The following is a 23,283-nucleotide window of genomic DNA, read 5'->3' on the forward strand; positions in this document are numbered from 1 at the left end:
CGACCCACACCCCTTGGAATCAATCATCTAGGGGGCAGGGGCGGGCTCATGCGGCGAGATTGCCCACACTGATCTCGATCACATTACGTGAATTAATGCCACGATCGGTTGTTGTGCACTAGGCTGGGCGAGTCAGAGAGCAGCATGGGCCAGTTCGAAGCCGTCGACGCACGGTCTTGGTCGATGCTGTTCGCCCACAGCGGCTGCCGCGAGCAGCCCGGAGAAAGGAGTCTTATGGCCGAGCAGATGAAGGCTGAGGCCGGCGTCATTGATACGGCGGCCAAGACGGTGGATGATCATCGCGCCAATCAGAGGACGATCGCTATGCATGTCAAGAGTGCCGCTGATGAGTGCCAGGCCAGCTGGGTCGGGCAGGGCGCGGCCGCCGTCGCCCAGGTTATTGCGCAGTTCATGGAGGAGTCCCGCCGGATCGACCAGGCGCTGCTGAAGCTCTCGGATGGCCTGCGGAGTACCGGTACTGCGATGGCGAGCGCCGACTCGGAGGTTGCGGCTGGAGCCCAGCGCCTCGGCTCTGAGGCCGCCAGCAACTACCACAACCTCACCTGACGACCTTACTGTCCTTGACCCAACACACTTGATTTCACCGCAGGAGATAGTTATGACGAGTAATGAAGACCTTCTCGTTAGGCACAGTGGGCTGCAGACGCTTGCCGCTGAGATGCACCGGCGTTCTTCTGAATCCTCATCCGATCTGGATAGCATGGATGCTGAGCTTCGCCCCACCCAGAGTGGCTGGTCCGGTGAGGCGCAGCAGCAGTACACCATCGCTATGGCGCAGTGCCGTGACGCGATCAGCCGCCAGCAGATGCTGACCCAGCAGCTCGGCACCCACGTGAGTACCTCCCAGGGCGACTACCAATCTTGTGACCAGAAGTCTGCTACCTGCTTCACCTGATCTTTCGGTCGTTGTCCCGACATCCCCTTCGGTGCTCTGAGCCTTCAAGGCTCAGAGCACCGTCGGTTGTATGGAGGAACGCGCGGCCCGGTTGTCAGATCGTCTTCGGTCGGCGATCTCCGTGCTGCGCTGAGGACGGTCCGGTGGGGGCAGAGAAATCCGGTGCTCCAGAGACCGAAGGCGTCGGCGGGTACTGCCGCGAAGAGGGAGAGGCGGCGGAAGCGGCTGACGAGGGCGGTATCACCGGGAGCTGAGCGTTCTGTGGGCCAACCGGTCCACCGGGAGCATCCGGGGCGCCGCTGCGGATCCCGGGGGCAGCGGCGTGCGCTCCATTGGCCGCAGACGGAGCAGAACCCCCCGTTGGGGGCAGCGGGGATGCCGCCTGCTGCCGAGCCGGTCGAATCCGTGGCGGTAGCGACGGCGGTAGAGAATGGCTCGCCTGAGCTGGAGCCTGAGGGGCCGGGGCGCTGGGTGGTGCCGACGCAGCGTGCGAACCGGGCCCGGTGGGCATCGACGACGTCGGAGGACCGGAAGGGGCGGCGAACACTGACGGAGTGATCGGGGAGGAGTCGGGCGCCGCCGGGACGGAGGACGGAGGCAGGGAGGCCGGAGGCGGGGTCGGCGCCACGGGAGAGTGAGCCGTGGAAGGCGGTGGTGCGGGAGACGCCACCGGTGGCGCGAAGCGCGACCGAGCAGCACCTGAGCTGGAGGCGGCAACCGGTGTGGGGCCTGCCGGCACGCCAGCTCCGGCGAACCCTCCCGTGTAGGCCGGGCCGGCCAGATCGGGGCGCTCGTGCACAAGTGGCGCCGGCTGCGCCGGGGGCTGAAACGTGGGCGCGCCGGTGGCCACGGGGCCGGCGGAGGGGTGCCGTCGCCCGTCTTGCGCAGGTCCTCGGGTCATCACCTTGGGAGCCACGGTCGGCGTTGCAGCAGGCTTCGGGCTGCGCCTGCTACGACGCGGCTTGGTGTGAGTCCGTCCCGCAGCATCTGGCTGCGCCTGCTCCGGCATCGGTCGCCGTGTCACGGTCAAGGTCCCGGTGAGACGATCCAGAAGGCGTTCCCGGTCCTTGTCGAACTGACCCGCCGACCTGTGGGGGTTGATCTGGAAGGGGAGGAGGAAGGGCAGAAGCACTCTCACCAGGGCTCGCCCGATCCCCGGGGCGGCTCCCTGCTTCGGGACCACCACAGTGGCCGACACCGTTGCCAACCCGGCTGTTCTCCCGAAACGTGCAAGAACCAGGCTCTGAGCCACGATCACCTGAGCGAGCAGAATCCAGGGCAGTGCCTTGACGTTGAGTGCCAGCATCGGGACGAGAACGACGACGACCAGCAGGAGGACGTCGACGACGGCAGCGGCCACCGCCTCTCCGGTGGTAAGAGGACGCCAGTCGCTGCGAGTGCGCGCACGCTTCGCCGCACGTGCGACGGAGGTCGACATGATTCTCATAGCTGCCTCATAACGTCGATCAGTCCTGCTGCGATCACGGCCGAGGGGAGAATCCCCACAGCGGCGAGGGTCTGGAAGATGTCACCAAGTCGACCCCACCATGCCGACCGAACGGTACTGAGGAACATCCCTACCGCGAAAGTGCCCGCTGTTGTGAGGAAAATGATGAAAGCGACTACTTGGCTCCAGGTTCGTGTGATGACTCCCGCGCCGCCATCGATCCACAGCAGAACCAGCGCCAGGACGATCGCGACGGCGACGACCAGCCTTGGTGTGAGGCGCAACACTCGCGAGTGAGCGGTACGCGGGCGTAGCAGCAGAAGCAGCATGACGCACACGATCTCGACCCGAGCCCCCCAGGCCGTCACGCCGTCGGCCAACGCGGTCTGGATCGCCGTCGGCAGGCTGAGTAGCACCAGGCTCCCGAAGGCGATCTCCAGCGCGACCGAGGACACCGTTGTCTGAGCCACGGAGCGCGAGACGGAGCGAGGAGACACCTCTCTTGACGGGGGCATCGTGGGTTGGCGCACAGAACGCCCCATGACTCGCAGCTGAGTCATATCCAGCAGCTGCTGATTGGGGACTTGCACGGCGAAGCCCGGGATCAGCAGTCCGCCAACGGCTCCCACCGCCATGAGCACCATCAGGACGGGAACGTGCGAGATTCCCGTAGCCGGCACGATCGTCCCGACGGCGGCCAGGAAGAGCCAGGCGCCCGCTGAAACTGCTTCACTAGCCCCCCTGCGGGCGATCCACAGCAGCAGGGCCGCAGCCCCCGTGCCCCACATGGCGAGCAGCGCGACCAGTAACCGGGAGTCCGGGCTGGAGACGGGCGCCAGAAGAGCGCCTGCCGCTCCCCCCGCCAGGGGGACGGTTAGTGCGCCCAGGGCCTCTCGCACCGCCGATCGCTGTCTGGCGGGCCTGAAGGCCGCGGAGACCAGAAGAATGACCAGAAGGCAGGCTCCCGCGATCTGCAATGCCGTCGAGAGAAGCTGACCGTGCCCGATCAAGGGCGGCAGCCCCCCTAAGAAGAAGCAGAGAACGGACACCAGAACGAAGGCCGTCTCTCCGGCTGATGCGCGCAGAGCGCTCTCGAGGCCGGCGTCCGCGGTCCTATAGGTCCGTAGGTCGGCCCGAACCGGTGTGGTGACGAGGACGGTGCCCTCCAGGACGTCGGTTCCCACGGCTGCCTCGGCGTCCACCACTGTCCCGTCGGCTGTTGCGATGAGGAACCCGCTGGGCTGGTGCGCCTTCGGCGGAGGCACGAGCGCACCAATGGGTACTCCAGTGCGTGCCGCCATGTCGAGCCGCTCGCCCTCGTGGACGAGGGTGACGCGGGTGCTGGTCGCATTCATCCGAGGATCAGTACTCCGAGAGGGTTGGGGGAGAGAAGGTCAGCCGAGGTGCAGACAACCGTGACTCTATCGATACTATGACGTCAGCACCCGGCTGGGTGGGCTTCACCTCGGTCGGTTACTTCTCACGAAGTCGAACCTGTCGTCCCACGTGCAGTACACCCTTCCCACCCTCATGAACACCGAGGAGCAGAACGTGACCATCGACACTTCCGAAGCGTCGACCGAGACGATCGAGCTCAAGGCCCCGCCCAACGCCATCACACCGCAGGACGCCACCAGTTCGCTGACGATGGTGCTGCCGATGGCCGGCTCGATGGGCGTCATGGTGTTCATGGCCATCTCCAATAACAACAACACGCGAATGTTGCTCACGAGCGGCGGGATGGTTGTGGCCATGCTGTCGATGGCCGTGTTCAACGTGTACCGCCAGATCCGTCAGCACCGTAACAACGTCACGAACCAGCGCCGCGAGTACCTCGGCTACATCTCAGAGGTGCGCTCCGAGGTCCGGGAGGCGGCCAAGAACCAGCGCCGCACCGCTGTGAACCACCTGCCTGAGCCGGAGGCCCTTCCGTACCTGGTGCAGCACGGGGCCAGGGTGTGGGAACGGCGCCAGGGGCAGGACCACCTGCTCGTGAGGTTGGGGCGCTCCTCCCAGCCGCTGGCGGCGACCATCGAGGCTGAGGAAGTCGGCCCTCTGAGCACTCCGGACCCGGTGTGCCTGTCAGCGATGCACCGTTTCGTCACCACCCACACCGAGGTGGACGCCCTCCCCTTCGGCATCGAGCTGAGCGCCTTCTCCCACATCGAGGTGGTCGGCCCGCTGAGCGAGGCTCGCGCCCAGGTGCGGGCCATGCTCGCGCACATCCTGGCTCTGACCTCACCCGCCCTGGTGAGGCTGGCCGTCCTCACCTCCCAGGAGGCGGAACCCGAGTGGGACTGGGTGAAGTGGGCGCCCCATGCCTGGTCCGATTCCGTGGCGGACGCCGTCGGGCCATCACGGCTCATAGCGCACTCCCTGGACGAGCTCACGGACAAGCTGCCCGAGGACTTCAGTGCGCGGGGCACCTTCTCCTCCGCCGCGGGGGAGCCTCCGCTGCCTCACATCATCGTCCTGGTCGACGGTGGCACGCTCCCTCCCAGCTCCCCGCTGACAGCGGATCGCGGGCTCCAGGGCGTGACCGTCATCAGCTTCGCTCAGCGTGTGGAGCAGCCCCTGGTCCTGCCCAACCGCCTGCGCCTGGTCCTCAGCCCCTCCGACAGCCAGTCCGAGACCGTCTTGAGCGAGGCTCCCGACAAGGCAGCGGTCCCCATGAACGTCGAGCTCGCCGGGCAGGATCCCAGCCCGGCGCTGGCCGACTCCATCAGCATCAATGGCGCTGAGGCTGTCGCCCGCCGGCTGGTGGCGCGCTACCAGACGGTCGGGGAGGACGTCACCCCCTCAGCCCCAGTGGGAACCTCCGATCCCGAGCGTTCCGAGGACCTGCTGCGGCTCCTGCACCTGGGAGACGTGAGGGACTTCAACCCCGACACCCAGTGGGTCAAGCGCACTGGCGCTGAGCGCCTCAACGTGCCCTTCGCGGTGACGCCCGAGGGCGAGCCGGTGGCGCTCGACATCAAGGAGTCGGCGGAGAACGGTATGGGCCCCCATGGTCTGCTCGTGGGCGCCACTGGTTCAGGTAAGTCGGAGGTGCTGCGCACGCTCGTGCTGGCCCTGGCCCTCACTCACGGGCCGGACCAGCTCAACTTCGTCCTGGTCGACTTCAAGGGTGGAGCGACCTTCGCCGGAATGTCCGAGCTCCCGCACGTCTCGGCGATGATCTCGAACCTGGAGAGCGAGCTGGGGCTCGTCGACCGTATGGCTGAGGCGCTGCGCGGCGAGATGAATCGTCGTCAGCAGATGCTGCACGACGCCGGAAACTACGCCAACGTCATGGACTACGAGCAGGATCGGGTCAAGGGCAAGCACAACGGCGACCCGCTTCCGGCGCTGTTCATCATCCTGGACGAGTTCTCCGAGCTCCTGTCCGCCAAGCCGGACTTCATCGACACCTTCGTGGCCATTGGTCGACTGGGACGATCGCTGCAGATGCATCTGCTCCTGTCCTCTCAGCGACTGGAGGAGGGGCGCCTGCGCGGCCTGGACTCGCACTTGTCCTACCGCATTGGTCTGCGTACCTTCTCCGCCAGCGAGTCCCGTACGGTTCTGGGGTCCCCGGATGCCTATCACCTGCCTCCCCTGCCGGGAAGCGGCTATCTCAAGAGCGACACCGAGACGATGACTCGTTTCCGCGCCTCCTACGTCGCCGGCAAGCCTCCGGCCCGACGCACCTCGCGGGCGCTGCAGCTGCCGGGAGTCGCCAAGGCGGCCGACACGGCACGAAGTGCCGTCGAGATACTGCCGTTCACCGCCCAGGACGTCGAGGTGGAGATCCCCGACGAGGAAGTGACCGTCGAGGCCGAGGAAACCGCTGCGCCCGAGCCCGAGGCATTCCCGCAGGACGCGGTCTACGCCGACAGCACCACCATGGACATCGCCGTGGACCGGATGGCCGGCCACGGCATCCCGGCTCACCAGATCTGGTTGCCGCCGCTTGAGGTCAGCGAGACCTTTGACGCTCTCATGTCCGATCTGGTGGTTGACCAGAACCTGGGCCTGACCTCGCCGTCATGGCGGGCGAGGGGCGACCTCGTGGCGCCCCTGGGCGTCACGGATGTCCCCCTGGAACAGCGTCGCGAGACGCTCACCGTGGATCTGTCGGGTGCCGGTGGTCACGTCGCCGTCGTCGGCGGGCCCCTGTCCGGAAAGTCGACGACGATGCGTTCGCTCGTCATGTCGTTGGCTCTCACCCGCACGCCGGCCGAGGTGCAGTTCTATGTCATCGACCTCGGCGGCGGAACCTTCTCGACGATGCTGGACCTGCCCCACCTGTCCGGAATGGCCACGCGCGATGAGCCGGACATCGTGGCCCGGATCATGGCGGAGATCGCGTCCCTGCTCGACGATCGCGAACGCTACTTCCGGGCCAACCGAATCGACTCGATTCAGACGTATCGGCGTGAGCGGGCTGCGGGGCGTGTCGACGACGGGTACGGAGACATCTTCCTCGTCATTGACGGCTGGGCCACCCTCAGGACCGATTTCGAGGACATCTCCATGGAGGTGCAGGATCTGGCACCGCGCGCACTGGCGCTCGGTGTGCACTTCGTCCTGTCCTCCAACCGGTGGATGGACCTGCGAGCGGCGATTCGTGACGCCATCGGAACTCGGATCGAGCTGCGCCTGGGCGACCCCGCGGATTCAGAGATCAATCGGAAGATCGCCCGCCAGGTGCCTGAGGGCAGACCGGGGCGCGGCCTGGATCGACAGGCCCGCCACATGCTCGTGGCGCTGCCGCGTATTGACGGCAACCACGACGACTCCACCCTGGCACAGGGGATTCACCACGCCTGCCAGCAGCTCGCCAGTGCATGGAAGGGAGCGCCCGGTCCCAAGCTGCGCCTGCTGCCGACCCAGATCGACCTGGCTGAGCTCCAGGCCATGGTGCCCGCCGACGCCGGCCCCGTCATCGGTATCGACGAGGCCCGCCTGGAGCCGGTCACGCTGGCCATGGAGCAGGATCCCAACCTCATCGTGCTCGGTGACGCCAAGAAGGGGAAGACCACCTTCCTGCGCGCTCTGACCCGCGAGCTGATTCGCGGCAAGACGCCCGATGAGGTGCGGATTCTCGCCATCGACCTGCGCCGCAACCTGCTGGGGGAGATTCCCGAGGAGTTTCTGCTCGCCTACCTCTCAGTGCGCGACATGGCCGTCTCCGAGATCAACGACCTCTCGGGTTACCTTCAAGGGCGTCTGCCGGGCCCCGACGTCACGGCCGAGCAGCTGCGCAACCGCTCATGGTGGAGAGGGCCGGAGATCTACCTCCTCGTGGACGACTACGACCTGGTGGCGACGACTACCTCCAACCCGCTTGCACCTCTGCAGCCCCTGCTGGCGCAGGCTCAGGACATCGGTCTTCACCTCGTGCTCACACGCCGCATCGGTGGAACGACGCGTGCCATGTACGAGCCGATCATGCAGACACTCAGCGATCTGTCCACGCCGGGCATCATGCTGCCCGGCAACCCTGATGAGGGGCCGCTGCTGGGACGGCAGAAGCCGCAGCCCGGCCCGGCTGGGCGGGCTCGAATCATCAGCCGTGACGGGGTGCGCACTCTTCAGCTCGCGTGGACGCCGCCAACCATGTGAGTGGTACCCGTGCCTGCCGGCTCCTCTGGCCGTATGCAGGCGCGGGGCAGCGAGGATCTCTCCATACGGATGGGGTGAGCCCGTACCTGCGTAAGGTCAAGTGGGGTGCGTGGGGGTGCCTATTGGGCGTGGGGCCGGTAGCTCACATGCTGGGGTTGTTGTGTGCTTGTGGCCGCTGGTACGAACTGACGTGCCTTGTGCTTCATGGCGGACGCGCGTCGGCGTAGCAGCACGGTGATCCCGACGGCGATGGCTCCCAGCAGGATCGATGCAGCCCACGCTCGGAAGATGACATACGGCAACCGCTGGCCAGTACTGCTCAGCCCGAGACCTGAGGAGACGACAGCGCGGGATATGCCGAACGCGGAGAGAATATACATGTTGACCAGGGCTATGAGTGTTGGGGCGAGTCCAACGGTGTAGCGGAATACGCGACTGGTGGGAGATGAGACTCCCAGATAGAGGTTGATCGAGGCAATGACGGCTAAGATGATCGTGATGACTATCCCAACAGTGAGTGGTATTCCCCGATCATTCGGTCCGACTGCGGGGGTCATCCATAAATTGACCGTCTGGCTACTCATGGCTGATTGATAAAATTTTGCGTTGAGGAGCAGTTTTGTGATCCGGTGGAGCATTGATATGAGGAGGAACAGGTTCATCGCCATTCCAAGACTGACCAGCCAGTGTCGAGGAGGGTTGGCGGTCCTTCCCATCCGGGTTGTGAAGATCGCTGCGGAGCCAGTGGCCAGCAGACACAAAATGGGGAAGGGGTTGCCGATGGGGTCGTTGTTCAGTATTAATGCGTCAATGAAGAGTAGCTGAATTGCGGCCGCTGTTGTGATGGCGCTGGCCTGGTTTCTGATGATGTTGACGATGGAGATGGGGATAAGAATGAGCCACCAGGCGCCTAATGTTAGTGGGATGTACGTCAGTGCCTGGATGTAGTCGCGCGCCGTGGGGTTCTGTAAGGAAGGGAAGGCCTGGTTTGTGGACGTGTCATTGATTGTCCATATCACGTGAAATCCGACTGCTAACAGTGTCAGCGCGAGGGCGAGCAGTCGGTCGCGTCCCCAGGGGGTGGGTGAGGGGAAGGCGGTCTTGCGGGTGATGCCGAGTGGCGCGCTGGCCAGTGATGGCGGCACGAGCGGCTGCGGGGTCGCAGGAGCGGGGCCCGGGAGCGGGGCGGGGGCGAACCTGGGAAAGCTGGCGGTGGGCGCTGCCGAATAGGGGTCGATATCAGTCCCGTTGGTGACGATACTGCTGGCGGGCTGGCCGATGCTGGACAGGTGCGGGGCCACCGGTTGCGTCGGGGTGCTCCTCTGTCCCTGGAAAAGATAGGGGTAGTCGGCTTGCTGCCCGCCCTGGGGCCCGCGGTCCGGTGTGAGGGCCGCATGCGGTGGTGACGCAGTGGTGTGCGGCCCGTGTGGCATCACGCCGTATGGCGTGGCCGGGCCGTATCCATAAGCGTCCGACGGCGTCGGAGCAGGGCTGCTCTGAGGTGGAGGTGGCTGCCGCATAGTGGGCATTGTGCTCGACCTGTTGGTCGGTGTCGATAACCGAGGTGGTGGCGCGTGCCGACCTCGCGGTGGTGGGACCGGCTCAGTATCCGCCCGTCCATGGTGACTGGGACCGGTGATACCGGCTGAAGCGGTTTTGCATGCCCCGTGCTCCTCCAGTATGAAGTCCCTGCTGAGCTCCTCCGGTGGACTCCTCGTTGGTGAGGTGACGGGCGGCGGCCACCGTCGAACCGACGGTGACGATCCCCACGACGATGACTGCCAGCAGCATGAAACCGGTCTCGGACGGCGTATGACTGTGCCCGTCAGCCGAGGGCCCTCCGAAGACGGTGGAGACGAGGAGGCTGTCGAGGCTCAACAGGGATGCGCAAGTAATGGACGTGATCTTAAATGTCTTGCCATAAGATCCGCGGGCCGCCTGGATGACGCCGATACCCGACACAATGGCGATGAGGGCGGAGAATATCAGGCTGGGCACCAAGGGAATCCCGACTACGTCGGAGTCCGACCATACGAGCCAAAGATGTGAGGTGTAGTGAGTGATGCTCTGGCCGTTTGATATCGAGGCGTAGGCGACCCAGCCAAAATTCGCGAAACGGAGAATCGTGTTGAACAGGATGAACTGACAGGAGCCTACGGCGAGGGTCAGGATCCAGGATCGCGGCTCCTTCAGCCTCTGGTTAAGTCGTGTGGTCGCGACGGCTCCGACAGTTGCGACGAAGAAAGAGATAACAATGATGACGGCGTTGATATGAATCTGATGGGACTGGGCTGTTCCGGTTGGGAGCATGACTGTCACGAATCCGAACCACAGCGCCAATCCGGTCATCTCGGAGACGGGCTGGTTTCGGAAGAGGCGACGGAAGGCGAAGAAAAGCCACCACAGGTTCGGCGTGATGCTGATGTATATCATTGAGGCCGCCAGTCTGGAGAGGGAGAGCCAACTGTGCTTGCTCGTAATGTACGCATTCATCGACATAATGAAGTTCGCGGCCTCCAGGACGGCGAGTACGAGCAGTGCCGTGAGCGCCACGGCCTTCGCACCGCGCCACGGCACATGGTGTGGTGCGCCCACGGGTTGGGATGAGGTCGTTCCTGGGCGCGGGCTGCTCAGCTGTGGCGGTCTGGCGGAGGCGGAGTAGCCCGGTGCGGTCACCGCTCCGCTCAGGTACTCGAAACCAGTGTGTGAGCCCGCGCCTTGCTGGTACTGCTGCTGGTACGGCTGGTACGGCTGATACTGCGGTGCGGAGGCTTGTCCGGGCGCAGGCGGATAGGGCTGGCTCGGGAAGGCGGGGGCCCCGGGTGGGCGCACCACCGACTGTGTCGGAATTGCGCTTTGCGCGGGAGGCATGTACGCGCCGTGACCGGCCGGCGTCGGCGCCTGCCCGTATGTCGCCCCGCCCTGCGGAGCGCTCACCGGGGGCCGGCCATAGGCCGCCTGCGGCGGGTACTGCGGGCTCGATGGGCCGTTGTATCCCTGTGGCGGCCCCGGATAGGCGGGCGGGTAAGTCATGGCAACGTCCTGATGGTCGTGGCTCTCAGCTCCAGAGCTGCGCCTGGACCCCCGAGTCGTTCGGGGCTTGCGGCCCCAAGGGCGGCAGCTCAGCTGCGGGTGAAGTGTGAGATGAAGTTGCGGATGATCCGTCCGGCGTCGTGCGCCTCGGAGGACCGGGCCTGGGTGAGGATGTCCTCGCTCATGTCCGGGTCACCATAACCGGCCTCGTCGTAGATGCTGACGCGCCGCTCGAACCGGACGGCGTCGAGCTCGGGGTTGAACTGGCAGGCGTAGACGTTCCTGCCCACGCGCAGCATCTGGACCGGGCAGTCCGGTGAGCTCGCCAGCAGGGTCGCGTGCGCGGGCACCTCCCCGACGCCCTCGTAGTGGCCGGCGAAGACCGTGACCGCCTGGGGGAGCCCCGCCAGGACCGGGTCCTTACGGCCCTCCGCCGTCAGGAACAGGTCGACGGCCCCCAGCTCCTCACCGAATTCCTCCTGCGTCCCGGTGCCCAGGTAGGCGGCCAGCACCTGGAGCGCGACGCCGGTGGCCAGAAGGGGGATGCCCTCCTTGAGAATCACCCCGAGCAGCTCGCGGATCTGCTCCTCGACGTTGAGCTGACTGCGGGTCTTCTCGGCTGCCGGCGTGTCCGCGTTGTAGGGGCTGGCCCCGATGAGGACCCCGGAGACATCGGCCGCGGTGAAGGAGTCGAGGAAGTCGACCTCCTCCAGGGCGATGTGCTGCAGGTCGTCGCGCGACAGACCGCTCTGAGCCAGGAAGGACTCGTACTCGTCCTGCGCCGCCTCGTGCTCGGGGCGCGTGGTCACCATGATGAAAGGCTTCACGGGACCACTGTAGGGGACCGGTTGGCCCGGTGTGGCCGTCCGGTCCCTAGACCATGAACAGTATGAGGATGAGGAGGCAGGACCACAGGATGACGGAGACGCCTCCCAGAATGAGCCCCAACCAGGCCAGCCCCTCACCGGAGTTGTAGCTGTGGCGCAGGCGCCGCAGCGCGCTGATGCCCAGGATGATCGCGGCGACGCCGACGAAGGGGATGAAGCTGAGCAGTCCGCACACCAGGGCGGCCGTCGCCCCGGAGTCGCTGCGGGGGCGGGGCGCCGTGTAGCCGGGGCCGGAGAAGATTTCTGCCGGGTCGAGATTCTCGGTGCCGGGGAAGACGAATCCCGGAGGGAGCCCGTCGACGTACTGCTCCGAGCTCGGCGAGAAACGTGGTGCGCTCAGCCCTGGCGGGGAGGTTCCAGCGGTGCTCATGACCACATCATGCACCGCCGGCGCCCGGGAGAGGCATCCTTCCCGCGGACGAATCGGGCCCTGCCCGGCAGATGCCCGCGAGGGGCCCGGTCCGCGTGCCTGCCGGGTACCTGCGGGGGGCCCGGTCCGGTGCCCGCCGAGCAGGGGCTATGCTGAAGTCCCGGCAGACTCTGCCGGGTCCTGCCGAGCGTCCCGCGGGTCTCCCGCGAGTGGATTTCCCACGGGACACAGTCATTCCCCTCATTGCCCAGGCAGGAGCTCACTCGTGTCCTATTTCCCCTCTCGTGGCTGGCGCCTGCACGGCGATGGCCGGTCCATCGCCCCGGGTGAGGTCGTCGCCCCCGGTGAGCGCCTCACCTGGCCGCGCACCATCGGCATTGGTGTCCAGCACGTCATCGCCATGTTCGGCGCCACCTTCCTGGTGCCGCTGCTGACCGGCTTCGACCCGGCGACGACGCTGTTCTTCACCGGTGTGGGCACCCTGCTGTTCCTGGGCATCACCTCCGGGCGCCTGCCCAGCTACCTGGGCTCCTCCTTCGCCCTCCTCGCCCCCATTGGCGCCGTGACCGGCTATACGCGCGACAGCGGTCTCCCCCTTGACCCCCACAAGGCAGCTCTGGCGCAGGGCGGGATCATCTCGGTGGGACTGTGCCTGCTGGTGGTGGGCATCATCGTCCACCTGGTCGGCTCCGCCTGGATCGACCGTCTCATGCCGCCGATCGTCACCGGTGCGATCGTCGCCCTCATCGGCTTCAACCTGGCCCCCGCGGCCTGGGGCAATGTCACAAAGAGCCCCGTGACCGCGGTCGTCACGATCGTCTCGATCCTGGTCATCACCGTGATGTTCAAGGGCCTCATCGGGCGCCTGGCGATCCTCTTCGGCGTGCTCATCGGCTACGCCACCGCGGTGCTGCGCGGGGAGGTGCACTTCGACAAGGTGGCCAAGGCCCCTGTCCTGGGGCTGCCCGACTTCCACGCCCCGGCCTTCGACCTGCGCTACCTGGGCTTGTTCATCCCCGTGGTGCTCGTCCTGATCGCTGAGAACATCGGCCACGTCAAGTCCGTCTCGGCCATGACCGGAGAGGACCTCGACGACGTCACCGGCCGCGCCCTGTTCGCCGACGGGCTGTCCACCATGCTCGCCGGCAGCGGCGGCGGCTCGGGCACCACCACCTACGCGGAGAACATCGGCGTCATGGCCGCCACGCGCGTCTACTCCACCGCCGCCTACGTGGTGGCGGCGCTCAGCGCCCTGGGCCTGTCCCTCTTGCCGAAGTTCGGTCAGATCATCGCCACGATCCCGGCCGGCGTCCTGGGCGGGGCCGCCACGGTCCTCTACGGAATGATCGGCATGCTGGGGGTGCGCATCTGGGTGCAGAACCGCGTGGACTTCTCCGACCCGGTCAACCTCAACACGGCGGCCGTGTCCATGGTGGTGGCCATCGCCGACTACACCCTGGTCTGGGGCGACATGACCTTCAAGGGCATCGCCCTGGGCTCGGCCGCTGCCATCGGCGTCTACCACGCGATGCGCTGGATCTCGAAGCTGCGCGGCACCAACCTGGAGCAGGCCTCGCCGGCCTCGGCCCCCGCTGGCACCGAGCTGGAGGGCCCGGCCTACTCCAGCCGCGCCGCCCACTCGCCCGCGGCCGCGTCTGCGGCGGCTCCGACGTCGTCGAGCACCGATGGCGCTGAGAGCGCCGGTGAGAGCCGCGACTGAGGCGTCCCGCGGAAGTCGTCCGCCAAGCCTCTTACATGGGCCCGCTGTCGCCCCCGGCAAGACCGGCCCTGGAACCGCACCCGAGCCGGCGTCTCAGACGCCATGACGCTCTGAATCGGGAACTGCGTTTCCCGCCCAGAACGTACTTGTCCCCCAGATGACTGAGGCCGGACCTCAGTCGTCTGGGGGACAACGCAGTCCTCGTCGGAGAAGTACGTCCTCGATCGGGGCAGGAAACCATCGAGGCAGGGCGTCGTCGTCGGGACGCTCCCGCCCGGACCTGAGCGGCCCCGAATCAGCTGGGCTTCTTCGTGGCTGCCTTGTCCGCCGGGACGCAGTCGCTGGGGGCGGTGATGGGCTTGCCGGCGCCGAGAAGCTTGATCTCGTCCGACTTCAGCGCGTTCTGCAGGTACTCCTTGCCCAGGACCACCGAGACCGTGGTGTCGTCGTCGGACAGGCTCTTGTCGAGCTGCACCGTGGACTTGGGGAAGATCTGGGCCAGGGAGTAGGCGTTGGTCAGGCCGCCCTTGGAGGCCATGATCTGGACCTCGCCGTTGTAGATGCCTCCCGGCCAGTCATTCGCCGAGGTGACGGTCAGTCCCGCCTCCTCCAGCTCCTGCTGCACCGTGGCGGCCAGACCCACCGTCTCCGAGCCGTTGTAGACGTTGATCTTCTCGATCGTGGTGACGTCGACAGTCTTGGCGCCGTTGGGCGGGCAGGGCTGGGGCATGTAGGTCGCCGTGCTCTTGGGGTGCGAGAAGCCCGGGTTGTAGGCGGGCAGGATGCCCAGCGATACCAGGAGACTCACGGCGACCGCGACCACCATGACGGCCAGAATGGTGCCGATGACGGTGGCCTGACGGTGCTGCATGTGCCGCCGGTACTCGGCGCGCGGATCTGCGGGACTACTCACGCGATCCAGGGTAATGGACGACGACGCTCATCGGGTGGTGGTGGGCTCGATGTGACATGGGACCGAGCCGTGGACCGAGCCGTGGACTGGGGTGCCGGGCGGGTCGCCGAGTGCTGCCGGTGAGAGTCAGGCGCTCGGCGGCGCCGGGGCGAGCCGCGGCACCCCCTCCTCCGTGACCTCCAGGATGCGGGCGTGGATCGCGGTGCGCCCCTGCAGAGCGGCGCGCAGTGCCCGGTGCAACCCGGTCTCCAGGTAGAGGTCTCCCTTGAAGGAGACGACATGAGCGAACAGGTCGCCGTAGAAGGTGGAGTCGTCATCCAGGAGGCTGCGCAGATCGAGGGTCGCACGGGTGGTGGTGAGATCGGCCAGGCGGATCTGTCGAGGCGCGATGACGGCCCAATCGCGCTGAGTGGTGACCCCGTGGTCGGGGTAGGGGGGCCTCTCGCGTACTGCCTTGAAGATCACGGCAACATCCTAGTGAATGAAGCGGCCACAGGTGCGTGGGGGAAGCGTGGGTCGTCCAACATCAACGACCTCGACGGCCTCGACGACCTCGTCACCATCGCCTCCGGCCGGGGCCGGTCCGCTGGGGTGATCCTGTCCGGACCCTCCTGGGGGAGGGGAGACCTTTCCGTTATCTGTCTCACTAGTTGGAATGTGGCCGACAGGACGGTGATTCCGTCATCTCTCTGTGATTGGCGTTATCGCTGCGATATCTGGTGGTTTACTGGAAAGATGGGACGTCTGATGCCGGAAATCGGCGCGTCGCCTGACCTTCGGACTGTTCCTCTCTTCTTCGCGGCTCTAGTACCGTGTTGGCCGCACCGACCTCGACCGAAAGGATGCCGCAGCCATGACCATCGCGGTCCGCCGAAGCGGCTTCACCATTCCCCTGTCCCTCGTCGTTCTCACCTCAACCGCCATGCTTCTGGCCGGTTGTCAGTCCGGTGGTGCCTCCAACGCCAATCAGCAGGGCACCACGGGCTCATCGTCATCTGCGAAGACGCAGTCGTCGGCCAGTGCCAAGGCGACCTCCGGCCAGAAGCCGGCGCACGCCTCTCCTCGCATCCCCAGTCCCACCGGTAAGGGCCCCGCCGACTCCTCCGCGTCGCAGCCCTCCGGCTCCCAGTCCCGTCCTGCGAGCCCGCGGGCCAACGAGCCCCGTCCCGCCGCCAGCGGGAACGGCGCCCCCAAGACGTTGGCCTCCGGCAAGACGGACGCTCCGGGACAGCAGAACGGCGGCGCCTCCAAGGCCCCTCAGGCTCAGGGGAAGACCGACGACGCCGGTAAGTCCTACGCCGGGGCCACTCAGTCGCCACACTCCGTGGCCCCTGAGACTCAGAAGCGCTCGGAGCAGCCGGCGCCGGCTGAGAAGCCGGCTGACAAGCCCGCCGAGAAGCCGGCTGAGGTTCCGGCTGACAAGCCCGCTGACGCGCAGGCTGACAAGCCTGCTGAGAAGCCCGCCGAGAAGCCGGCTGAGCCGGCCGCCCCCGCCGACGAGCAGCCCGGCCAGGCCACGTCTTTCGTCCCGGACAACCTCGTCTCGGAGAAGACCGCCATGATCGTGTCGCCGTCGGGCAACATCGGCTGCGACCTGTCCGCCCACCACGCGGGCTGCGGCGTGCTGTCCTACCGCTCCGACGGCACCTACGGCAAGGATGAGGCGGGCTCGCCCAAGTGGTGGTTCGACCTCAGCTCCGGTGGGACTCCGCAGCTCGCCGGCCGTAGCGAGGGTGCCTTCTCGCTCGATGAGGCCTTCCGTGGTGGCGGATCCTCGCCCCAGGTGGTGGAGTACGGCCAGTCCGTCACCTTCGGCTCCTGGGTGTGCAGTTCTGAGGAGACTGGGATGACCTGCCGCAACACCGAGACCGGTCACGGCGTCTTCCTCAGCTCGGGGCGCTACGAGACCTTCTGAGCTGAACCCGAGGCATTCTCGGTACGTTTCTGTTCGCCCCGGTGACTCATCACCGGGGCGAACCGGTTCTTGCGCCCGGATGGTTCCGGGCGAGGACATGCAGCCGGTCTCTGTCCGAGAAGCCCTCACCTATGAGCCCGACGACTCACTCGGGCTACAGCCGGCCGGTGAGGTAGTGCTGGATCGTCGGTCCGACGACCTCCACGAGGTGGTCGATACTCGCTCCGGCGATGGGCTCCAGGCGTAGCACGTAACGGATCATGGCCAGCCCCACCAGCTGGGAGCCGGCCAGGGTGGCCCGTTCTCGCGCCGAGGTTCCCGACAGACCCGACTGCTGAAGAGCCTCGGCCATCGGGGTTGCGATCTGCTCAGTGGCGTAGTTCTGGATCGCCTCAGGGGCGCTGATATCCGTGGCCATCCACCGCAGCAGGGTGCGGAAGGTGACGCCGTCAGCGGCGTCGTCCCAGGCGGTCAGCGACAGCCGCACCAGCCGGGGGCCGGCTGAGCGTAGGTCTCCGCTGACTGCGGCGGCGATCTCCTCGCTCGCCCGCACCCGCAGGTTGACGGCCGCCCCGAACAGGTCCCCCTTGGAGCCGAAGTAGTACGACACGAGTGCCGGGTCGACTCCGGCTGTGCGAGCCACTGCCCGGATGGTCGTGCCCTCGTAGCCCTGGGCGAGGAACGACTCGCGGGCAGCGGTCAGGATGGCCTCGCGTGTGGGGGGCGGCTGGGTGCTGGCAGAGTCCGGCCGACGTCGAGGCCCACGACGGTGTGCGCGGCTGAGGAGGGTGGGCTCGGGTGTCTCCTCCTCGGGTAACGCCGTCGACGGCGGAGCGTTGGGGGCATCGCTGGTCACTCCTGGAGACTACGAGCGCGCCCGTCTCCTCTGGCTGTCAGTCCGACAGAAAATGGAGAAGCTCCGGGAAATGCAGCACTTGGTCGGGGTCGACGGCCTTGAGGATGTGTGACGAGCGTCGTATTTTTAGAAAAGTCTATCGGTGCGATATTCAACAGTGTTCAGAACTTCGGTGTGAGTCCTGGGTGCTCGTAGTGCTCTCTTGGCGTTATGACGCCAAGAGGCTCGGTGGGTGACGGCGGGGGAGGGTGGGTATTTCAACGCTGTTGAGGTCCGCGTGTCTCCTCGATACGGTGAGGGCTCAGCCCACATCGTCGTCGGCTCGCAGAGGGCCGGCACAGGCACTCGCCGAGGTGAAGCATGTCCGTTCCCGATCCGGTCTCCAGAGTACGGAGGCCCGAATCCGTCGCAGCCGCGAGGTCGGCTGCGCAGCCGGTGGCGTCCGGGGCCGACAGCACGCCGCCAGTCCTGCGGATGGGGTTGGACATCGGCTCGACCACCATCAAGCTCGTTCTCCTTCCCGAGCACTCGTCTGAGGCCCTTGCCGGTGCTAGGCCTGACCCGGCGTCGGTGTCTCCCGTGTCCCCCGTGTTTGCTGAGTACCGGCGCCACAACGCGGATGTGCGCGGCGAGCTGACCCGGCTGCTGGGGGAGGTCGCCCGGGCCTATCCGGGTGCCGTCGTGCGCGGGGCGGTCACCGGTAGTGCCGGGCTGTCCCTGGCCACCCTCATGGGCCTGCCCTTCGTCCAGGAGGTCATTGCCGAGACCGAGACGGTGCGCGTGTGCGATCCGCAGGCCGACGTCGTCATCGAGCTCGGTGGTGAGGACGCCAAGATCACCTACCTCCACCCCACCCCTGAGCAGCGCATGAACGGCACCTGCGCGGGCGGCACCGGAGCCTTCATCGATCAGATGGCCCAGCTCCTCCACACCGACGCCGCCGGCCTGGACGATATGGCCTCGCGCTACACGACGCTCTACCCCATCGCCTCGCGCTGCGGCGTCTTCGCCAAGTCCGACCTCCAGCCGCTCATCAACCAGGGTGCCGCCGGGGAGGACCTAGCCGCCTCCGTCCTCCAGGCCGTCGTCACCCAAACCATCGCGGGCCTGGCCTGCGGGCGCCCCATCCGCGGTCACGTCATGTTCCTGGGCGGGCCGCTGCACTTCCTGCCCCAGCTGCGCGCCGCCTTCGAGCGGACTCTGGCGGACCAGGTCGACTCCTTCACCTGCCCCGACAACGCCCAGCTCTACGTCGCCATCGGCGCCGCTCTGCTCTCCTCGGGTGAGCCGACGTCGATCTCGGAGCTGTCCACCCGTCTGGCCACCCGCAAGGCCCTGTCCCTGGGGACCTCACGGATGCGCCCGCTGTTCAAGGACACCGCCGAGCTGGAGGCCTTCCGCGAGCGTCACGCCCGCGCGCACATTGAGCGGGCCCACTGGCCGGTCCTCGAGGAACCCGCCGAGGAGAGCGGCCCTGAGCCGGACGGCCCGGACGATGAGCTCGACGGTATCGACGACGAGGGGCCTCATGCGGCGTCGGCGTCGGGCGGGGAGCTCCGGGACGGTGACTGCTTCCTGGGGATCGATGCCGGCTCGACGACGATCAAGGCCGTGGTCCTGGACGGGCGCGGGCGGATCGTGTGGGAGCACTACGCCGGAAACGAGGGCGATCCGGTGACTGCCGCCGTGGAGATCCTGCGTCGCATCCACCGCGAGATGCCCGATGGTGTGCGGATCGTGCGCTCCTGCGTCACCGGCTACGGGGAGTCCCTGGTCAAGGCGGCGCTGCGCATCGATGAGGGCGTCGTCGAGACGATGGCGCACTACCGGGCGGCGGCCTACCTCAATCCCGGGGTCACCTCGGTCATCGACATCGGCGGCCAGGACATGAAGTACCTGCGCATCAAGGGTGACGCCATCGACTCCATCAGCGTCAACGAGGCCTGCTCGGCCGGCTGCGGCTCCTTCCTGCAGACCTTCGCCCGGTCCATGGGTCTGGAGATCGGTGAGTTCGCCGAGGCCGCCCTGCACGCCGAGCGGCCGGTGGATCTGGGCAGCCGCTGCACCGTGTTCATGAACTCCTCGGTCAAGCAGGCCCAGCGCGAGTCGGCCACGGTGGGGGAGATCAGTGCGGGCCTGTCCTACTCGGTGGTGCGCAACGCCCTGTACAAGGTCATCAAGCTCAAGGACGCCGACCAGCTCGGCGAGCGGGTCTCGGTCCAGGGCGGTACCTTCCTCAATGACGCGGTGCTGCGGGCCTTCGAGCTGCTCACCGGACGGGAGGTGGTGCGTCCCGACGTCGCCGGTCTCATGGGCTGCTTCGGCGCGGCCCTGAGTGCCCGGGCCACCTACGACGGCGTGCCCTCCGGTCTCATGAGCCTGGGCGAGCTCTCCCGCTTCAGCCTGACCACCGAGACCGCCACCTGCAAGCTGTGCCAGAACCACTGCCAGCTGACCATCACCACCTTCAACGACGGACAGCGCCACATCTCCGGCAACCGCTGCGAGCGGGGCGCCACCCAGGAGCGGCGCGCCACCAAGTCCGACCTGCCCAACCTCTACGACTACAAGTACAAGCGGGCCTTCTCCTACCGGCGCCTGCTCGAGGGCGCGGCCACGCGCGGGGACATCGGTATCCCCAGGGTGCTGGGCATGTACGAGAACTACCCCCTGTGGTTCACGGTGCTCACCTCACTGGGCTTTCGCGTCATGATCTCGGGGCGCTCCAACCACGAGCTCTTCGAGTCCGGCATGGACACGATCCCCTCGGAGAACGTCTGCTACCCGGCCAAGCTCGCCCACGGGCACATCGAGGCCCTCATCGCCAAGGGCATCACGACGATCTGGTTCCCCTGCGTCTTCTACGAGCGCGAGCTGGTCCAGGGCGCCGCCGACCACTTCAACTGCCCGATCGTGGCCACCTACCCCGAGGTCATCCGCAACAACGTCGAGGCCGTGCGCGACGGGCAGCAGGAAGGACCCGACGGTGCCGAGGGGGGCACGGGTTCCGGGGGCTCGGGCGTGCGGATGCTCTCCCCCTTCCTCAACCTGGCCGACCCTGCGACGCTCGCCGAGCGGCTCGTCGAGGTCTTTGCCGACTGGGGCGTCACCCTGCCCGAGGCCCGCCGGGCCGTGGCCGCCGGCTTCGCCGAGGACGCCGCCTTCAAGGCCGACGTACGCGCTGAGGGCCGCCGCGCCCTGAGGTGGATGGAGGACAACGATCGCAAGGGAATCGTCCTGGCCGGACGGCCCTACCACATCGACCCCGAGATCAACCACGGCGTCCCCGACGTCATCAACACCCTGGGCCTGGCCGTCCTGTCCGAGGACTCCCTCCTGCCCGAGCCCGACGCCGCAGCCTCCGAGGTGCCGGAACCGGGCGCCTCCGAGGAGACAGAGGATGCCGGGAAGGCTGAGCCGGAAGGGCGCCCCGCCAGGCCGGCCAGACCCAAGAAGCCCAAGAAGACCGACTGGGCCGCCATCGCCCGCCAGGCCGGCTCGTCACCCGGCACGGACCAGACCCCCGACCCCGGCGACGGCGCCGAGCACGCCGTCGCCACCGGGGCGCTCAGCCGGGCCGTGGCCGCGCTGCGCCGTCGGGTGGACGAGCTCCGCCCCGACCCGCAGGCACCCGCCGACTGGTCCGACGTCACTGACGTCGGCCTGCCCACTCCCAAGCCCGTGGCCATCGAGGGCGTCACCGGGCGCCTGCGGGTGCGCGACCAGTGGGCCTACCACTCGCGCCTCTACCAGGCCGCCGAGCTCGTCACCACCCGCGACGACCTCGAGCTCGTCCAGCTCAACTCGTTTGGCTGCGGCGTCGACGCCCTGACTACCGACCAGGTCCAGGAGATCCTGGAGTCCGCCGGAGGGGTCTACACGAGCCTCAAGATCGACGAGGTCTCCAACCTCGGCGCCGCCACCATCCGCCTGCGCTCCCTGGCCGCCGCCTCCGAGGCCCGAGCCGCGGAGAGGGCCGCAGATAGGGCGGCTCACCTCGAGGAGATCTCCGACGAGACCGTCGATGACGTCGTCGAGATCGACACGACCATGTCCACTGATCGGTCTGCTGCGAAGACCGCCGGGAAGGCCGCCGACCGGCCGGCGGGCAAGGGTGCCGAAAGGACCGTCGGGTCTCGTGAGGCGGGCGGCGCCGTCGGAGGTCGGGAGCTGCCGGGGGCCACCACCCCGGTCTTCACCGAGGCCATGCGCGCCACCCACACCATCCTCATGCCCCAGATGAGCCCGGTCCACTTCCGGCCGCTGGAGCCGCTCATGCGGCGCCTGGGCTACAAGGTCGAGCTGTTGGAGTCGGCCAGCAGAGCGGACCTGGAGGTGGGACTGCGCTACGTCAACAACGACGCCTGCTTCCCGGCCATCATGGTCATCGGCCAGCTCATCGGCGCCTTCACCGACGGCAGCCACGACCCCGACTCCTGCGTGGTGGCCATCTCCCAGACCGGCGGCATGTGCCGCGCCACCAACTACGCGGCCATGCTGCGTAAGGGCCTGCGCGAGGCCGGCTACCCGCAGGTGCCGGTCCTGGCCATCTCGCTGCAGGGGCTGGAGGACAACCCCGGATTCGAGCTGACCGCTACGATGGGCCTCAAGATGCTCCAGGGCATCATCATCGGCGACACCCTCAACACCTGCCTGCTGCGCGTGCGCCCCTACGAGGTGGTCGAAGGCGCCACCCAGGAGCTCGTTGAGCGCTGGAACCGCATCATCGCCGAGTACTTTGAGCACAAGGGCCGATCGGCCACCTGGGGCGGACGCATCGGCTACCGCCGCCTTCTGCGTGAGATGGTCCGTGAGTTCAACGACCTGCCCCGGCGTGACATCCCCCGTAAGCCGCGCGTCGGCGTCGTCGGCGAGATCCTGGTGAAGTTCCAGCCCGACGCCAACAACCACGTCATCGACGTCATCGAGGCCGAGGGCTGCGAGGCCGTCGTCCCCGGCCTGCTCGCCTTCTTCCTCAACGGCCCGGCCACCGCCCAGTGGGAGGCGGACGCCTACGGCGTCGGCAGGGACACCGTGGCCAAGAAGAAGGCCGCCATCTGGTTCATGGAGCAGATGCAGGCCCCTGCCCGGGCCGCGCTCGCGGCCTGCGGCGGCACCTTCGATGTCGAGTCCTCCATCGCCGCCATGGCGCAGAAGGCCTCGAAGATCCTCAGCCTGGGCAACCAGGCGGGCGAGGGATGGCTGCTCGCGGCCGAGATGGTCGAGCTCATCGAGCACGGCGCCCCGAACATCGTGTGTTGCCAGCCCTTCGCCTGCCTGCCCAACCACGTGGTGGGCAAGGGCATGTTCCGCGAGGTCCGACGCCGCTACCCCCAGGCCAACATCGTCGCCATCGACTACGATCCCGGCGCCAGCGAGGTCAATCAGCTCAACCGCATCAAGCTCATGATCTCCACCGCGCTCATGGCGCAGGACGGCACCGAGCCGGGGGCGCCTGAGCGGGCAGACCGGCAACCGGACGACGTGCTCGGCAGCATGGTGGGTGAGGAGCTGCTGGCGGGACTCGGGCCGGTGCCCGATGGGACGCCGTCATCCCCGGATGTCGCCGGGGCGGAGCGGCATCGCCCACGGAGCCGGGTCCGCAGTCGCTGAGAAGCG

General features: G+C 67.2%; 14 protein-coding genes. 6 read left to right on the forward strand and 8 right to left on the reverse strand.

The annotated features are described in order from the left end of the window. The first annotated feature begins 234 nt into the window (after positions 1 to 234). Positions 235 to 567, forward strand: a complete 333-nt coding sequence (locus tag HMPREF2883_RS04090; RefSeq protein ID WP_070659105.1) for a WXG100 family type VII secretion target — start codon at positions 235 to 237, stop codon at positions 565 to 567. Positions 568 to 619: 52 nt separating this feature from the next. Further along, complete coding sequence (locus HMPREF2883_RS04095) at positions 620 to 916, forward strand: WXG100 family type VII secretion target (protein ID WP_070659106.1); 297 nt, start codon at positions 620 to 622, stop codon at positions 914 to 916. A gap of 1,443 nt (positions 917 to 2,359) precedes the next feature. Here HMPREF2883_RS04095 and HMPREF2883_RS04100 read toward each other — a convergent pair. Beyond that, positions 2,360 to 3,718 carry a hypothetical protein gene (locus HMPREF2883_RS04100; RefSeq protein WP_070659107.1) on the reverse strand — a complete coding sequence of 453 codons (1,359 nt, stop codon included), beginning with the start codon at positions 3,716 to 3,718 and terminating at the stop codon, positions 2,360 to 2,362. 175 nt (positions 3,719 to 3,893) lie between these two features. Here HMPREF2883_RS04100 and eccCa point away from each other — a divergent pair, with 175 nt between their 5' ends. Next, on the forward strand, positions 3,894 to 7,970 hold the full coding sequence (gene eccCa, locus HMPREF2883_RS04105) for a type VII secretion protein EccCa (RefSeq protein ID WP_070659144.1): 4,077 nt from the start codon (positions 3,894 to 3,896) through the stop codon (positions 7,968 to 7,970). A 119-nt stretch (positions 7,971 to 8,089) separates the two neighbouring features. On the opposite strand, the gene HMPREF2883_RS04110 is transcribed toward eccCa, so the two are convergent. The 4 genes from HMPREF2883_RS04110 to HMPREF2883_RS04125 all read right to left on the reverse strand — a co-directional run bounded on the left by HMPREF2883_RS04110 (position 8,090) and on the right by HMPREF2883_RS04125 (position 12,260). After that, a complete protein-coding gene (locus tag HMPREF2883_RS04110; RefSeq protein ID WP_256277317.1) occupies positions 8,090 to 9,115 on the reverse strand; it encodes a hypothetical protein in 1,026 nt (341 codons plus the stop codon). A gap of 457 nt (positions 9,116 to 9,572) precedes the next feature. Beyond that, on the reverse strand, positions 9,573 to 11,003 hold the full coding sequence (locus HMPREF2883_RS04115; RefSeq protein ID WP_070659109.1) for a hypothetical protein: 1,431 nt from the start codon (positions 11,001 to 11,003) through the stop codon (positions 9,573 to 9,575). An 89-nt stretch (positions 11,004 to 11,092) separates the two neighbouring features. Next, positions 11,093 to 11,830, reverse strand: coding sequence for a glutamine amidotransferase-related protein (locus HMPREF2883_RS04120; RefSeq protein WP_070659110.1), 738 nt, complete (start codon positions 11,828 to 11,830; stop codon positions 11,093 to 11,095). Positions 11,831 to 11,876: 46 nt separating this feature from the next. Continuing rightward, positions 11,877 to 12,260, reverse strand: a complete 384-nt coding sequence (locus tag HMPREF2883_RS04125; RefSeq protein WP_081381329.1) for a DUF4190 domain-containing protein — start codon at positions 12,258 to 12,260, stop codon at positions 11,877 to 11,879. Positions 12,261 to 12,525: 265 nt separating this feature from the next. Between HMPREF2883_RS04125 and HMPREF2883_RS04130 the strand changes: the two genes are divergently transcribed. Continuing rightward, positions 12,526 to 13,980 carry a uracil-xanthine permease family protein gene (locus tag HMPREF2883_RS04130; protein ID WP_070659111.1) on the forward strand — a complete coding sequence of 485 codons (1,455 nt, stop codon included), beginning with the start codon at positions 12,526 to 12,528 and terminating at the stop codon, positions 13,978 to 13,980. A gap of 295 nt (positions 13,981 to 14,275) precedes the next feature. Here HMPREF2883_RS04130 and HMPREF2883_RS04135 read toward each other — a convergent pair whose 3' ends face one another. Together HMPREF2883_RS04135 and HMPREF2883_RS04140 are read right to left on the reverse strand one after the other, a co-directional pair. Beyond that, a complete protein-coding gene (locus HMPREF2883_RS04135) occupies positions 14,276 to 14,851 on the reverse strand; it encodes a LytR C-terminal domain-containing protein (RefSeq protein WP_081381330.1) in 576 nt (191 codons plus the stop codon). 168 nt (positions 14,852 to 15,019) lie between these two features. Continuing rightward, positions 15,020 to 15,358 carry a hypothetical protein gene (locus tag HMPREF2883_RS04140; protein WP_003788121.1) on the reverse strand — a complete coding sequence of 113 codons (339 nt, stop codon included), beginning with the start codon at positions 15,356 to 15,358 and terminating at the stop codon, positions 15,020 to 15,022. A 388-nt stretch (positions 15,359 to 15,746) separates the two neighbouring features. Here HMPREF2883_RS04140 and HMPREF2883_RS04145 point away from each other — a divergent pair, with 388 nt between their 5' ends. After that, entirely contained in the window at positions 15,747 to 16,808 is a 1,062-nt protein-coding gene (locus tag HMPREF2883_RS04145) for a hypothetical protein (RefSeq protein WP_070659113.1), read from the forward strand. Between the two features lie 154 nt (positions 16,809 to 16,962). Here the strand turns inward: HMPREF2883_RS04145 and HMPREF2883_RS04150 are convergent, their stop codons facing one another. Beyond that, positions 16,963 to 17,664, reverse strand: coding sequence for a TetR/AcrR family transcriptional regulator (locus HMPREF2883_RS04150; protein ID WP_070659114.1), 702 nt, complete (start codon positions 17,662 to 17,664; stop codon positions 16,963 to 16,965). Positions 17,665 to 18,138: 474 nt separating this feature from the next. Between HMPREF2883_RS04150 and HMPREF2883_RS04155 the strand changes: the two genes are divergently transcribed. Next, positions 18,139 to 23,277, forward strand: coding sequence for an acyl-CoA dehydratase activase-related protein (locus HMPREF2883_RS04155; protein WP_075371110.1), 5,139 nt, complete (start codon positions 18,139 to 18,141; stop codon positions 23,275 to 23,277). The last annotated feature ends 6 nt before the right edge of the window (positions 23,278 to 23,283 follow it).

It is taken from the genome of Actinomyces sp. HMSC075C01 (genome assembly GCF_001812965.1).
GTDB classification, from domain to species: Bacteria; Actinomycetota; Actinomycetes; order Actinomycetales; family Actinomycetaceae; genus Actinomyces; species Actinomyces acetigenes.